Annotated in this window: 13 protein-coding genes; 10 read left to right on the forward strand and 3 right to left on the reverse strand. The window is 63.0% G+C overall.

What is annotated here, in order from left to right:
• The first annotated feature begins 111 nt into the window (after nucleotides 1-111).
• Entirely contained in the window at nucleotides 112-849 is a 738-nt protein-coding gene (locus tag ACQK2M_RS11390) for a Crp/Fnr family transcriptional regulator (RefSeq protein ID WP_425417907.1), read from the forward strand.
• A gap of 30 nt (nucleotides 850-879) precedes the next feature.
• On the opposite strand, the gene hemN is transcribed toward ACQK2M_RS11390, so the two are convergent.
• The gene (hemN, locus tag ACQK2M_RS11395; RefSeq protein ID WP_425417908.1) at nucleotides 880-2,232 is read right to left on the reverse strand and encodes an oxygen-independent coproporphyrinogen III oxidase; all 1,353 of its coding nucleotides are present in this window, start codon (nucleotides 2,230-2,232) and stop codon (nucleotides 880-882) included.
• Nucleotides 2,232-2,741: a hemerythrin domain-containing protein gene (locus ACQK2M_RS11400; protein ID WP_425417909.1), complete on the reverse strand. Its 510-nt coding sequence runs from the start codon at nucleotides 2,739-2,741 to the stop codon at nucleotides 2,232-2,234. Before ACQK2M_RS11400 ends, hemN begins: the two co-directional genes overlap by 1 nt.
• Nucleotides 2,742-2,926: 185 nt before the next feature.
• Here ACQK2M_RS11400 and ccoN point away from each other — a divergent pair, with 185 nt between their 5' ends.
• The 9 genes from ccoN (at nucleotide 2,927) to ACQK2M_RS11445 (ending at nucleotide 12,059) form a co-directional block, all read left to right on the forward strand.
• On the forward strand, nucleotides 2,927-4,546 hold the full coding sequence (gene ccoN, locus ACQK2M_RS11405; RefSeq protein ID WP_425417910.1) for a cytochrome-c oxidase, cbb3-type subunit I: 1,620 nt from the start codon (nucleotides 2,927-2,929) through the stop codon (nucleotides 4,544-4,546).
• A 12-nt stretch (nucleotides 4,547-4,558) separates the two neighbouring features.
• Nucleotides 4,559-5,290 (forward strand): cytochrome-c oxidase, cbb3-type subunit II, encoded by a 732-nt coding sequence (gene ccoO / locus ACQK2M_RS11410; protein ID WP_223475341.1) that lies wholly within the window; start codon nucleotides 4,559-4,561, stop codon nucleotides 5,288-5,290.
• A 9-nt stretch (nucleotides 5,291-5,299) separates the two neighbouring features.
• Nucleotides 5,300-5,455: a cbb3-type cytochrome c oxidase subunit 3 gene (locus ACQK2M_RS11415; RefSeq protein ID WP_223475340.1), complete on the forward strand. Its 156-nt coding sequence runs from the start codon at nucleotides 5,300-5,302 to the stop codon at nucleotides 5,453-5,455.
• A 3-nt stretch (nucleotides 5,456-5,458) separates the two neighbouring features.
• On the forward strand, nucleotides 5,459-6,331 hold the full coding sequence (gene ccoP / locus ACQK2M_RS11420) for a cytochrome-c oxidase, cbb3-type subunit III (protein ID WP_223475339.1): 873 nt from the start codon (nucleotides 5,459-5,461) through the stop codon (nucleotides 6,329-6,331).
• 148 nt (nucleotides 6,332-6,479) lie between these two features.
• Nucleotides 6,480-8,069 (forward strand): cytochrome c oxidase accessory protein CcoG, encoded by a 1,590-nt coding sequence (ccoG, locus tag ACQK2M_RS11425; protein WP_425417911.1) that lies wholly within the window; start codon nucleotides 6,480-6,482, stop codon nucleotides 8,067-8,069.
• Nucleotides 8,066-8,557, forward strand: a complete 492-nt coding sequence (locus ACQK2M_RS11430; protein ID WP_425417912.1) for a FixH family protein — start codon at nucleotides 8,066-8,068, stop codon at nucleotides 8,555-8,557. The genes ccoG and ACQK2M_RS11430 overlap by 4 nt, the downstream gene beginning before the upstream one ends.
• Before the next feature lie 6 nt (nucleotides 8,558-8,563).
• Nucleotides 8,564-10,867, forward strand: a complete 2,304-nt coding sequence (locus ACQK2M_RS11435) for a heavy metal translocating P-type ATPase (protein ID WP_425417913.1) — start codon at nucleotides 8,564-8,566, stop codon at nucleotides 10,865-10,867.
• Nucleotides 10,864-11,019, forward strand: coding sequence for a cbb3-type cytochrome oxidase assembly protein CcoS (gene ccoS / locus ACQK2M_RS11440; protein WP_425417914.1), 156 nt, complete (start codon nucleotides 10,864-10,866; stop codon nucleotides 11,017-11,019). The genes ACQK2M_RS11435 and ccoS overlap by 4 nt, the downstream gene beginning before the upstream one ends.
• A gap of 86 nt (nucleotides 11,020-11,105) precedes the next feature.
• A complete protein-coding gene (locus ACQK2M_RS11445; RefSeq protein WP_425417915.1) occupies nucleotides 11,106-12,059 on the forward strand; it encodes an NAD(P)-dependent alcohol dehydrogenase in 954 nt (317 codons plus the stop codon).
• A 14-nt stretch (nucleotides 12,060-12,073) separates the two neighbouring features.
• On the opposite strand, the gene ACQK2M_RS11450 is transcribed toward ACQK2M_RS11445, so the two are convergent.
• Nucleotides 12,074-12,988: a DMT family transporter gene (locus ACQK2M_RS11450; RefSeq protein WP_425417916.1), complete on the reverse strand. Its 915-nt coding sequence runs from the start codon at nucleotides 12,986-12,988 to the stop codon at nucleotides 12,074-12,076.
• Nucleotides 12,989-13,044: the final 56 nt, after the last annotated feature.

A 13,044-nucleotide genomic window follows, 5' to 3' on the forward strand; every position in this document is an offset into this window, starting at 1 on the left:
GAAATATGCAAGAGTCGCCTTTGCTTGCACGGGCGGCTCTTGACCGTATCATGCGCGCGCAACACAAGGTTGCCGATACTGACACGCATTCGCGGTGGAGAACCGGACGAGATGAACACAGCGCGTAAGGACATTCACAATTCGGATATCCCGGCGATCTGCCGGGCCTGCGAGGCGCGCCACAAGGGTATTTGCGGGGCGCTGACCCCTGAACAGCTGACCAAGCTGAACAAATACACCAAGCAATACAGCTACCAGAGCGGCAATGAGTTGCTGTCGGCCGGCGAGGATGTGCACCGCTACTCGAACATTCTGCGCGGCGTGGTGAAGCTCTCCAAGCTTCTCGCCGATGGACGCCAGCAGATCGTCGGTCTGCAATTCGCCCCGGATTTCATGGGCCGGCCCTTTCGTGACCAGAGCAATGTGATCGCCGATGCGGCCACCGATGTGCGTGTCTGTTCGTTCCCCAGATCGGTCATGGAGGACATGATCCGCGAATCGCCGGATCTCGAGCACAAGTTGCATGAACAGGCGCTCGACGAACTCGACGAGGCGCGCGACTGGATGCTGACACTCGGCCGCAAGTCGGCTTCGGAAAAGGTCGCCAGCTTCCTGTTCCTGATCGCTTCGCATATCGACCCGGAAATCGACGTGCATGAAGGCTCGATCGAGTTCGAATTGCCGCTGAAACGCTCCAATATCGCCGATTTCCTCGGCCTGACGATCGAGACTGTCAGCCGTCAGATCACCAAGCTTCGCAAGGCGGGCGTGATTCAGGTGGAAAACAATCGGACCGTCGTGGTCCCGGATCTCGAGCGGCTGCGTTCCGCCTGTGAAATCGAATCCTGATACGGTTTTCCGACGGGGCAGGGCGCCGCGCTAGACTGCCTTCGAATAGCGAACCGTTCCATTGTCCAGATAGGCGTCGAAGAAGCTCGCCACGATTCGGGTGAACGGGCGGGCCTCGTCGCGGATCGCGAAGCGGTTGGACGAGGCGTCGCACAGGCCGAACCGGTCATTGGCCGCCACCAGCCGCGCCTCGGCGATATAGGGCCGGGCTGCGTATCCGAAATTCTCCTCAAGCGCATCGAACGAGAAGGCGAAATCGCACATTAGGCGTTCGATCATGTAGGCGCGAATCCGGTCGTCCAGGGTAAGCTTGACGCCGCGCATCGCCGAGAGTCTGCCGTCGAGAACTGTCTTCTCGTACTGGCTCGTCGGCACGATGTTCTGCACATAGGCGTCGCCATAGGAACTGATCGACGATGCGCCGAGGCCGATCAGCGTGCGGCAGGCATCGGTGGTGTAGCCTTGGAAATTGCGGAAGAGGCGGCCTTCGCGCGCGGCGATTCCCATCGTGTCGCCGGGCTTGGCGAAATGGTCGATGCCGATGCGGTCATAGCCGGCTGCGGCGATGCGGTCGGCGGCCAAGGCCGCATGGTGGAATCGCTCCATCGTGCCGGGCAGGTCTTCGTCCCTGATCAGCGTCTGGTGCTTCTTCAACCACGGCACGTGGGCGTAGCCGAACAGCGCGATGCGGTCCGGCGCAAGCGACAGGACCTGGTCGATCGTAGAGACGAGACGTTCCTCGGTCTGCAACGGCAGGCCGTACAGCGCGTCGATGTTCAGCGAATGGATACCAGTAGCGCGCAGCGCGGCGATCACGTCGCGCGTCTGCTCGAAGGTCTGCGGCCGGTTGATCGCTTCCTGCACGGCATCCGAGAAATCCTGCACGCCGACACTGGCACGCGTCACGCCAAGCGCGACAAGCCCCTCCAGCGTTTCTTCGGTTACGTCCGAAGGGTCGATCTCGACGCTGATCTCGGTGTCGTCATTGACTTCGAATTCCCTGCGCAAGGCGCTGGAAAGGCGGATAAAATCCGGCTGGCGCAGCATGCTCGGAGACCCCCCGCCGAGATGCACCTGCGCCAGCCGGAGACGACGGCCCGCGGTTGCCCGCACGGTCGCCATTTCCTTGATCAACGCGCCGAGATAGGCCTCGACCGGCGCGTATTTGAGTGTGTGTTTCGTGTGACAGCCGCAGAACCAGCAAAGCCGGTCACAGAACGGAACATGCAGGTAGAGCGAGATGGCCTCGTCATCGGGCAGCGATTCGATGCGCGATCGCGCGATCGTCAGCCCGTCCTGATCCGTGAAATGCGGCGCGGTGGGATAGCTCGTATAGCGCGGCACGCTGCCGCGCTGGCTTGCGAGGATCGTTTCGGCGTCCATCAGTGCGCGACCTTCCGCTTGCACAGAAGCGGAACGATGTGTTCGCGCTCGAAGGCGATGTGGCGGCGCAGGCCCTCGAAAAAGCCCCGCAGCATGTAGGCGAGCGTTTCGGCGTTCGAGGATGCCTTGTCGGTGACGAATCGAATCAGCGCGTCGGCGACCTCGTCGGCGAAGCTCTCGTCCTCCCAATGCTCGTAACGAAGCCGCTCGACCGTGGACTTCAGCGAGTCGTCGAGGTTTTCGATCGTCATTAGCATCGGGAACAGGGTTTTTTCCTCGTAGTCATGCGCGCTGCGAATCATCGGATGGATCTGCCGCGCCAATCTGAGGCACATCTGCGTGTCGGAAATTTCCGGCAGTTCGTCGGCGATTTCCTCGAGCTTGCGGCACAGCGCGATCTGTTCCTCGTGATGGGTAAGCATCGTGGAGCAGACCATTTTGATATTGGCCGCGACAGCTTTGGGCAGCACGATAATATTGTCTTCGGAGCTGGATTCTTCGAATTTCATCATCGCTTTTCTCGCGGGACGTCGTTAGCTGTCGGCCAACATCGCTTGTCAGTCGGCGTTGCTGCATTGATCCAGGTCAAGGCGGCTGGACACGAACCGTAGACATAACCAAGGTGCGAAAAGGGGGTCGGACGGCCGGGACAGCCGTAACTGACCAATACGCATGTCCGAAGGGGGTCTTACCCATGAATAATAGCTTAGCGACCGCGCTGGTAGGGCTGGGAGCTTTCCTCGCCTTGCTCGGCGCGGCATTCGCCCAGGATGCGGCGTTCCAAACGCATGCCTGGGTCGTGTTTTTCGTTCTCGCCATCGCGACGATCGTGATGTTGCGGAACATGAAGTTTTCTGCGGCGTCTGCCGCTCCGGTCGATACGTCCGGCTACATGGACGGGGTGATCCGCTACGGCACGGTCATCACGCTGTTCTGGGGCATCGTGGGCTTTCTGGTCGGTGTCGTCGTGGCCTCGCAGCTGGCCTGGCCGGAGCTCAACATCGAGCCCTGGTTCAATTTCGGCCGGATGCGTCCGCTGCACACGTCTGCGGTCATCTTCGCCTTTGGCGGTAACGCGCTGATCGCAACCTCCTTCTATGTCGTCCAGCGGACCACGCGCGCACGCCTGTTCGGCGGCGGTCTCGCCTGGTTCGTCTTCTGGGGATACCAGCTGTTCATCGTGATGGCGGCTACCGGCTATCTTCTCGGCATCACCGAGGGGCGCGAATACGCGGAGCCGGAGTGGTATGTCGATCTTTGGCTCACCGTGGTCTGGGTCGCTTATCTGATTGTGTTCATGGGGACGATCTTCAAGCGCAAGGAGCCGCATATCTATGTGGCGAACTGGTTCTATCTCGCCTTCATCGTGACGATCGCGATGCTGCACATCGTCAACAACCTGTCGATGCCGGTCTCGCTTCTGGGCGCCAAGAGCTACTCCGCCTTCTCGGGCGTTCAGGACGCCTTGACGCAGTGGTGGTACGGCCACAACGCGGTGGGCTTCTTCCTGACTGCTGGCTTCCTCGGCATGATGTATTATTTCGTGCCGAAGCAGGCAGGCCGTCCGGTCTACTCCTACCGCCTGTCGATCATCCACTTCTGGGCGCTGATCTTCCTCTACATCTGGGCCGGTCCGCACCACCTGCACTACACGGCGCTGCCGGACTGGGCGCAGACGCTCGGCATGGTGTTCTCGATCATGCTGTGGATGCCCTCCTGGGGCGGCATGATCAACGGCCTGATGACGCTTTCGGGCGCATGGGACAAGCTGCGTACGGACCCGATCCTGCGCATGCTGGTGATCTCGGTCGCCTTCTACGGCATGTCGACCTTCGAGGGTCCGATGATGTCGATCAAGGCGGTCAACTCGCTCAGCCACTACACGGACTGGACCATCGGTCACGTGCACTCCGGTGCGCTCGGCTGGGTCGGCATGATCTCGTTCGGCGCGATCTACTACCTCACGCCGAAACTCTGGAACCGTCAGCGCCTCTACAGCCTGCGGCTCGTCAACTGGCACTTCTGGCTCGCAACCCTCGGCATCGTCGTCTACGCGGCCGTCATGTGGGTGTCGGGCATCATGCAGGGCCTGATGTGGCGCGAGTACGACGATCAGGGCTACCTGGTCTACTCCTTCGCCGAGTCCATCGCGGCCATGCATCCGTACTACGTGCTGCGCATGGTTGGCGGCCTGCTGTACCTCACGGGTGCGCTGGTGATGGCTTTCAACATCTACAAGACCATCCGCGGCGATGTCCGGTCCGAGGTGCCCATGGGCGCCGAGCAGCCGGAAGCGCTGGCACCGGCGGAATAAGGAGCTGAGAAAATGGGTCTTATTGATAAACACCAAATACTCGAAAAGAACGTCTCGCTCCTGTTCGTCGCCTCCTTCGCGGTGGTGACGGTCGGCGGGATCGTCGAGATCGCCCCGCTCTTCTACCTCGAGAACACAATCGAGAAAGTGGAGGGGATGCGGCCCTACTCGCCGCTCGAACTGGCCGGCCGGAACATCTATGTGCGCGAGGGTTGCTACCTCTGCCACAGCCAGATGATCCGCCCGTTCCGCGACGAGGTCGAGCGCTACGGCCATTACAGCCTCGCGGCGGAGTCGATGTTCGACCACCCGTTCCAGTGGGGTTCCAAGCGAACCGGGCCTGATCTGGCCCGGGTCGGCGGGCGCTACTCCAACGAGTGGCATGTCGAGCACCTTATCCACCCGCAGTCGGTGGTGCCGGAATCGGTCATGCCCTCCTACGAGTTCCTCGCCAACACGGAACTCAAGATCGAGAACGTGTCCGGTCACCTGATCGCCAACCGTCGTGTCGGAGTGCCTTATTCCGACGAGATGGTGGAGAACGCCGAGGCCGATCTGATGGCGCAGGCCGATCCCGATGCGGATTGGTCGGGCGTCGAGGAGCGGTATCCGAAGGCCGTGCTCGGCGATTTCGACGGCGACCCGACGACGCTGACGGAGATGGACGCCCTCGTGGCCTATCTGCAGATGCTCGGCACGCTGGTCGACTTCTCGGTCTATGAACCCGAAGAAAACTTCCGGTAGGGGGCGAAAATGGAACTCGACTATCACTCCATGCGCGCTTTCGCCGACAGTTGGGGCTTGGTCTACATGTTCGCGATCTTCCTCGCGGTCGTCGTGTGGATCATGCGTCCAGGTGCAAGAAAATCCAGTGAAGATGCGGCCCGCATCCCCTTCAAGGAGGACTGATCAATGGCCGACAAAAAGGAAATCGATGAAGTCTCCGGCGTCGAGACCACGGGTCACGAGTGGGACGGAATCAAGGAACTGAACAATCCTCTGCCTCGGTGGTGGCTGTGGACCTTCTACGCCACGATCATCTGGACGATCGGCTACACCATCGCCTATCCGGCGTGGCCGGGCATCACCGGCGCGACGGCTGGCGTGCTCGGCTGGTCGAGCCGCGCCGACCTGCACCAGGACGTTGCCGCCGCCAAGGCCTCCCAGGCGGTCTACCTGGACAAGCTCGCCGCGACCGACATCGCGGAAGTCAGCGCGGATCCTGACCTCGTGCAGTTCGCCACGGCCGGCGGTGCATCGACCTTCAAGGTCTATTGCGAGCAGTGCCACGGCTCCGGCGCGCAGGGCGGTCCGGGTTATCCGAACCTCAATGACGATGCCTGGATCTGGGGCGGCACCATCGACGACATCTACACGACGCTGATGCATGGTGTGCGTTACGAGGCTGACGAGGACACGCGCATCTCCGAGATGCCGGCCTTCGGGCGCGACGAACTGCTGGAGCGTGACGCGATCGTCGATGTCGCCTGGTATGTCCGCAAGCTCTCCGGGCAGGACTACGAGGAGGCCAATGCCGAGCGTGGTCAGGTCGTCTTCGAGGAAAACTGCGGCTTCTGCCATGGCGAGCAGGGCGAGGGCATGGCCGAGGTCGGTGCTCCGAGCCTGTCGGATGCGATCTGGCTCTATGGCGGCACCCATGCCGACATCGTTGCCCAGGTTACCAATCCGCGCCAAGGCGTTATGCCGGCCTGGGGCGACCGTCTCGGCGAGACCACGGTCAAGCAACTGGCGGTCTTCGTACACGGACTCGGCGGCGGCCAGTAAGGCCGTTCACGACTGCAAGACATGCCCTGCGGCCAAAAGCTGCAGGGCATATGCATTTTTTAGAGCGGTTCTCATCTATCCTTGATGCAGGTCAAGGAAGTTCGGCAAGCGGAAACGGCATTGTCGGCCATCCATTTGGAAAAGAACCATGAACGAACATACCGCCGTGCCTGAAACATCCGACAAGAACGCCACGGTCGAACGCCTCGACGTCGAGGCCGTCAATGTTGGCGCGAAGCAGAAGGCGCAGCCGCTTTATGCCGCGCGCAAGCAGATTTTCCCGAAGCGCGCGGAAGGCAATTTCCGCAAGCTGAAGTGGATCATCATGCTGATCACGCTCGGCATCTATTATGTCACTCCCTGGATCCGTTGGGACCGCGGCGAACATGCGCCGGACCAGGCGATCCTGATCGACATGGCGAATCGCCGCTTCTACGCCTTCTTCGTCGAAATCTGGCCGCAGGAATTCTTCTATGTCGCGGGCCTTCTTGTCATGGCGGGCGTCGGTCTTTTCCTCGTGACCTCCATCGTCGGGCGCGCCTGGTGCGGCTACACCTGCCCGCAGACGGTCTGGACCGATCTCTTCGTCGCGGTGGAACGCTTCTGGCAGGGCGACCGCAACGCGCGCATGCGCCTCGCCAATGCGCCCTGGTCGTTCGAGAAGGTGCGCAAGATCGTCGCCACCCACGCGACATTCATCGTCATCTCGGTCGCGACGGGCGGCGCATGGATCTTCTATTTCGCCGACGCTCCGACGCTCCTGCGCGATTTCGTGACCTTCCAGGCGCCGTTCGTCGCCTATTCGACCGTGGCCGTGCTGACCGGGACGACTTATGTTTTCGGCGGGCTGATGCGCGAGCAGGTCTGCATCTACATGTGCCCGTGGCCGCGCATCCAGGCGGCCATGCTCGACGAGGATTCGCTCGTCGTCACCTACAATGACTGGCGCGGCGAACCGCGTTCGCGCCATGCCAAGAAGGCGGCCGCCGAGGGCAAGGTTGTCGGCGATTGCGTCGACTGCAACGCCTGCGTCGCTGTCTGCCCGATGGGCATCGATATCCGCGATGGCCAGCAGCTGGAATGCATCACCTGTGCGCTGTGCATCGACGCCTGCGACAACATCATGGACAAGACAGGCCGCGAGCGCGGGTTGATCTCCTATGCGACGCTGCACGAATACAACCACAACATGGCCATCGCCACCGATCCGGAAACCGGCGCGATCGACCCGTCACGGGTGCGCGACGCGGACGGCAAGTTCGACGACCGGGTCCGTCACTTCAACTGGAAGATCATCTTCCGCGTCCGTTCGCTGATCTACATCGGGGCTTGGGCGTTGATCGGCGTCGTCATGCTCTATGCGCTGCTCAGCCGCGACCGGCTGGAAGTCAACGTGCAGCACGACCGCAATCCGGTCTTCGTGACGCTCTCCGACGGCTCGATCCGCAACGGCTTCACGGTCAAGCTGCTGAATATGATACCCGAGCCCCGCGTGATCTTCCTGTCGCTCGAAGGGCTGCCGGGTGCTACGATGAGCATCAACGGACTCGACCAGCCGGATGGCGTTTCCTTCGCGATCCCGGTCGAACCGGACAAGCTCCGTTCGCTGCGCGTCTTCGTCTCGCAGCCAACTCAGTTTGTCACGGAAGGCCAGACCGGCTTCCACTTCATCGCCGAGGACAAGCAGTCCTTCGAGTCGGACACCTATGACGCTGTTTTCGAGGCTCCTGAAGAATGACCACGATCGAGAGAATCCTCGGGCTGAAGCATTTTACGGGCTGGCACATGCTTGGCGTGCTGTTCCTGTTCTTCGGCACCATCATCAGCGTCAATCTCACGCTGGCCTATTACGCCAATTCCAGCTGGACCGGTCTCGTCGTCAAGAACTCCTATGTGGAGAGCCAGCGTTTCAACGACGTGACGGCGGAAAAGCGGCGTCAGGCGGCGCTCGGCTGGTCCGCCAGTACATCGTATGAGAACGGCGTCTTTTCGCTCGATCTGACCGATGCCGAGGGCATCGCGATCCGCGATGCGGTTGTCACTGCGCTGATCGGGCATCCCGTGCAGGACCGCAACGACAAGACCGTGACGCTGCTTGCCGAGGGCGGCGCGCGCTATGCGGGTGACGTCATGCTCGAATCCGGCATCTGGAACGTCGATCTCTCGGTGACCGGACCGAAGGGCGAGGTGTGGACCCACTCGATCCGGTTCCTCGTCAAGGAGTAGCAAACGATGGCGGGAAGCTGTTGCGGCGGAGATCTCGGAGTCGACAATGCGATGTGCTCGGCAGGCATCCGCGATTTCAACCGGGTCGAGGAGTTGCAGCGCGCCGGTCACGCGGAAGACGACGGCACGGTCCGCTATGTCCTCTCGGTGCCCGACATCCATTGCGGTGCCTGCATCTCGGCGATCGAACGCGGGCTGAACGGGCTCGAGGGTATCGTTTCGGCGCGGGTCAACCTGTCGCTGCGCCGCGTCACCGTCATTCTCGACGGGCCTGACCGTTCGCCCGATTTCGTCCTCGCGCGGCTCGACCAGCTTGGCTATGCGGCGACGCCGGTCGATCTCGGCGATCTCGGGAATTCCGATGAACGGCGCAAGGCCGACCGCCTGCTGAAATCACTCGCCGTCGCGGGATTTGCCGCCGGCAACATCATGCTGCTGTCGGTCTCGGTCTGGTCCGGCGCATCGGGCGCGACGCGGGACCTGTTCCACCTGGTTTCCGGCCTGATCGCCATTCCCGTCGTCGCCTATTCCGGGCAGGTGTTTTTTGCTTCGGCTTACCGGGCGCTTGCCGCGCGTCGCCTCAACATGGACGTTCCGATCTCGCTTGCGGTGATCCTGGCTCTCGCCATGAGCGTCTATGAAAGCGTGACGGGTGGCGCGGAAGCCTATTTCGACGCGGCGGTGACGCTGTTGTTCTTCCTCTTGATCGGGCGTTACCTCGACCAGCTGATGCGCGATCACGCGCGCTCCGCCGTTCTTGGTCTGTCGCGGATGACCGCGCGAGGCGGGTCCGTGGTCGGAGCGGGAGGCACGCTCACCTATGTGCCGGTCGACGAGATCGAGCCGGGCATGGTTCTGCGCGTCGCTCCGGGCGAGCGCATCCCCGCCGACGGCCGGATCGTCAAGGGCGCGAGCGACCTCGACAGGTCGCTGGTCACCGGCGAAAGTGCGCCGGTTTCCGTCGCGCTCAACACCGATGTCGAGGCCGGCACCCTGAACCTGACGGGGCCGATCGACATCACGGTCACCCGCAAGGCGGACGAATCCTTCATCGCCGAAGTCATGCAGATGATGGAGGCGGCAGAGAACGGACGCGGGCGCTATGTGCGCATCGCCGACCGCGCGGCGCGGATCTATGCGCCGGCCGTGCATCTTCTCGCGCTGTTCGCGTTCCTTGGCTGGATGATCGCCACCAAAGGCGACTGGCACGCTTCGCTCTACACGGCGATCTCGGTGCTGATCATCACCTGTCCCTGCGCGCTTGGCCTTGCCGTACCTGTTGTCCACGTCATCGGGGCGGCGCGCCTGTTCCGGCAGGGCATCCTGATGAAGGACGGCTCCGCGCTGGAACGCCTCGCGGAGGCGGATACCGCCGTCTTCGACAAGACGGGCACGCTGACCACCGGCACACCGCGCATCGCCGAGGCGGGAATTGCGGAGGCCGACATATCGGCCGCGAAGGCGCTGGCGCTGCACTCGATCCACCCGGCGTCGCGCGCGATCGCCGCATATTTCGGTGATGAGCCGGCCGCCGATTTGTCCGAAATCAAGGAAGTTCCGGGCTTCGGCGTACAGGGTGTTCTGGACGGCACCGTGGTGCGGCTCGGCCGCGCCGACTGGGTCGGAGAAATCGCGAATTCGGCGGGGGACGCCGTAACCGGAAGCGGGTTGGCCTTCGCGCGCGAAGGCGGGGCCGCTTCCGGCTTTACGCTGTCCGAAGCGTTGCGCGAGGGCACACCCGAAGCGGTCGATGCGCTTGGCGAGCAGGGCATGGGTATCGAGCTACTTTCCGGCGATAGCGTTGCGGCGGTGCGCGAGATCGCCGGTCGTGTCGGGATCGAGGCGTTCCGCGCCCAAGCGACACCGGCGGCCAAAATCGCCCGCATCAAGGCACTGCAGTCCGAGGGCCATCGCGTGATGATGGTCGGCGACGGGCTGAACGATGCTCCCGCGCTGGCGGCGGGCCATGTGTCCATGGCGCCTGCCTCGGCGTCCGATATCGGCCGCATGGCCGCCGATTTCGTCTTCACCCGCGACACGATGATGTCGGTTCCCTTCGCCCGCGAGATTTCCATCAAGGCCGGCAAGCTGGTGCGGCAGAATTTCGGCCTCGCGGTGCTGTACAACATCATCGCGGTGCCGCTCGCCGTTTCCGGCTTCGTCACGCCGTTGATCGCGGCGCTGGCAATGTCCGGCTCCTCCATCGTGGTGGTGACGAACTCGATGCGCCTGGCGCGCGGCGGCAGTCTGCTGCCGACCTTCAAGCGGTCACAGGAGACCGCCGATGAGAGCAGGGAGGCGTTGGCATGAATGTCCTGATCTATCTCATCCCGCTGGCGCTCGCGCTCGGCGCGCTCGGTCTCGGCGCTTTCCTATGGTCGATGAAAAGCGGCCAGTACCAGGACCTCGACGGCGCGGCGGAGCGCATTCTGGACGAGGAAGGCGACGAAAAGCCGCTTTGACCGTTCGCCGGTTGCCCGCGTGTCAGTAAGATGATGGCATTCGACATCAGTCTTCGCGCGCAAAGCCTGGTTGAACGGGAGCCGGAATGAAAGCGATCGTGCATCATCGATATGGCGGGCCGGATGAGCTTGCGCTTGCCGATATCCCCGTTCCCGAACCGGGAAAGGGTGAGGTGCGGGTGCGGGTGCTCGCCTGCGCGGTCAATCTGTCTGACTGGGAATATCTGACCGGCTCGCCGTTCTATGCCCGCATGGTTGGCGGCTTGCGGCGGCCGAAGCGACCGGTGCTGGGCTCGGATATCGTCGGGGTGATCGACCGGCTTGGTCCGGGCGTCACCGGTTTCGAGCCGGGGCAGCGGATCATGGGCGATTTCGTCATGACGCGCGGCGGTTTCGCGGAATATGCCTGCGTGTCCGCCGACCACATGATCGATGCGCCCGACGATCTGTCAGATGAGATCGCGGCCTGCCTGCCGCAAGCGGGAGGCATCGCGGTCTGGGGCACTCGCGATCTGTCGGCGGGCGCGAATGTCCTGATCAATGGTGCGGGCGGCGGCTCGGGTACGATGGCGCTGCATCTGGCGAAGGCCGCGGGCGCGCGGGTCACTACGGTCGACAACAAGGGCAAGATCGGCTGGCTTTCGTCGCTCGGCGCGGACGCGGTGATCGACTATCGGGAGACGGACTTCACGGAGACCGGCGAGCGATGGGACCGGGTCCTCGACATGGTCGCCACGCGCGGTCCGGCCCGGATCGCGCGGGCGCTCGCTCCGGGCGGCAGCTATCGGGCCGTCGGCGGGGAGGTCGGCGTGTTGCTGTCGCTGCTTGCCGCGAACCCGCTCTATCGATTAAGGGACAAGTCCCTCGGTATGTTGCTCGTTCCGTCCGGCCGTGACTTGACCGCCCGCGTGGCGCGGATGGCAATGGAGGGAATGATTGTGCCCCATCTGGAGGACGTGCTGCCGCTTTCCGCCGTACCGGACGCGCTGCGGCGGACCGGAGCGGGCGAAGTCCGAGGAAAGCTGGTGATCCGGCCGTAGCCCTCGACTGCGCGCTATGGCTTTCGTTGCCGCGCCTTCAATCTCTCGCGGTGCAGCGTATAGATGCCGGACGCCATGATGATGGCGGCGCCGAGCAGGGTCCAGCCGTCCGGCAGCTGCGAGAAGATCAGCCAGCTCAGCCCCGTGCTCCAGATGATCATCGTGTATTGCAGCGGCGCGAGGGTCGCCGCCTCGGCGAGTTCGAGCGCGCGAATGATAAGGACCTCGCCGGTTCCCGCGGTACACGCGAGAAGGACAATCAGGAACACCTGCTGGAAGCTCGTGGGCGTCTGCCAGATGAAGAGCATCGGTATGGTCAGCAAAGCGACGCTGCTGATCGCGGTGTAGATGATGGTCGTGACGGTCTGGTCCACGGGACCGAGAAGGCGTGACATGATCTGGCGCGCAGCGAACAGGCAGGCCGCGCCGAGGACCACGAAGATCGCCGGATGAAACAGGCCGAGCCCGGGCCGGATCACGATCAGCGTTCCGATGAAGCCGATCGTCACCGCCGTCCATCGCCGGATTCCAACCGTCTCGCGCAGCACGACGGCTGCAAGGATCGTGACGGCGAACGGCGCGACGAAGCTCACCGCGACTGCGTCGGTCAGCGGGACGTAGCTGACCGCGAAGATGAAGCCGGTTGCGGACATTGCGGCGGCCGAGCCGCGCAGGACCTGCAGCACGGGACGTCTGGTGCGGAGAACCGGCAGGCCGCGTCTTGCCAGAAACCATAACGCGACGCTCAACAATCCGAACTGGCGGAACCACGCGATCTGGAATGCCGAGAAGTCCTCGGTCAGGTATTTCGCCGTCGCGTCGGTGAGCGAGAAGAACAGGAAGCCGAGCGCCATCAGCCCGATCCCGAGCAGGGTATTGCTGGATTGTGGCGGTTCGGCTGTCGCGACGGGCACGTTGGGGTGGGTCATGCACGTCCGGCTTATCCCTTTCCGCTTTGAAACGCCATCGGTGGGGCCGATTTCGG

This window comes from Oricola indica, assembly GCF_965227485.1.
Classification (GTDB): Bacteria; Pseudomonadota; Alphaproteobacteria; order Rhizobiales; family Rhizobiaceae; genus Oricola; species Oricola indica.

Bases quoted from the DNA above. Each gene is read 5' to 3' on its own strand.
- ACQK2M_RS11390 (WP_425417907.1), top strand. From the start codon at position 112: ATGAACACAGCGCGTAAGGACATTCACAATTCGGATATCCCGGCGATC.
- hemN (WP_425417908.1), bottom strand. From the start codon at position 2,232: ATGGACGCCGAAACGATCCTCGCAAGCCAGCGCGGCAGCGTGCCGCGC.
- ACQK2M_RS11400 (WP_425417909.1), bottom strand. From the start codon at position 2,741: ATGAAATTCGAAGAATCCAGCTCCGAAGACAATATTATCGTGCTGCCC.
- ccoN (WP_425417910.1), top strand. From the start codon at position 2,927: ATGAATAATAGCTTAGCGACCGCGCTGGTAGGGCTGGGAGCTTTCCTC.
- ccoO (WP_223475341.1), top strand. From the start codon at position 4,559: ATGGGTCTTATTGATAAACACCAAATACTCGAAAAGAACGTCTCGCTC.
- ACQK2M_RS11415 (WP_223475340.1), top strand. From the start codon at position 5,300: ATGGAACTCGACTATCACTCCATGCGCGCTTTCGCCGACAGTTGGGGC.
- ccoP (WP_223475339.1), top strand. From the start codon at position 5,459: ATGGCCGACAAAAAGGAAATCGATGAAGTCTCCGGCGTCGAGACCACG.
- ccoG (WP_425417911.1), top strand. From the start codon at position 6,480: ATGAACGAACATACCGCCGTGCCTGAAACATCCGACAAGAACGCCACG.
- ACQK2M_RS11430 (WP_425417912.1), top strand. From the start codon at position 8,066: ATGACCACGATCGAGAGAATCCTCGGGCTGAAGCATTTTACGGGCTGG.
- ACQK2M_RS11435 (WP_425417913.1), top strand. From the start codon at position 8,564: ATGGCGGGAAGCTGTTGCGGCGGAGATCTCGGAGTCGACAATGCGATG.
- ccoS (WP_425417914.1), top strand. From the start codon at position 10,864: ATGAATGTCCTGATCTATCTCATCCCGCTGGCGCTCGCGCTCGGCGCG.
- ACQK2M_RS11445 (WP_425417915.1), top strand. From the start codon at position 11,106: ATGAAAGCGATCGTGCATCATCGATATGGCGGGCCGGATGAGCTTGCG.
- ACQK2M_RS11450 (WP_425417916.1), bottom strand. From the start codon at position 12,988: ATGACCCACCCCAACGTGCCCGTCGCGACAGCCGAACCGCCACAATCC.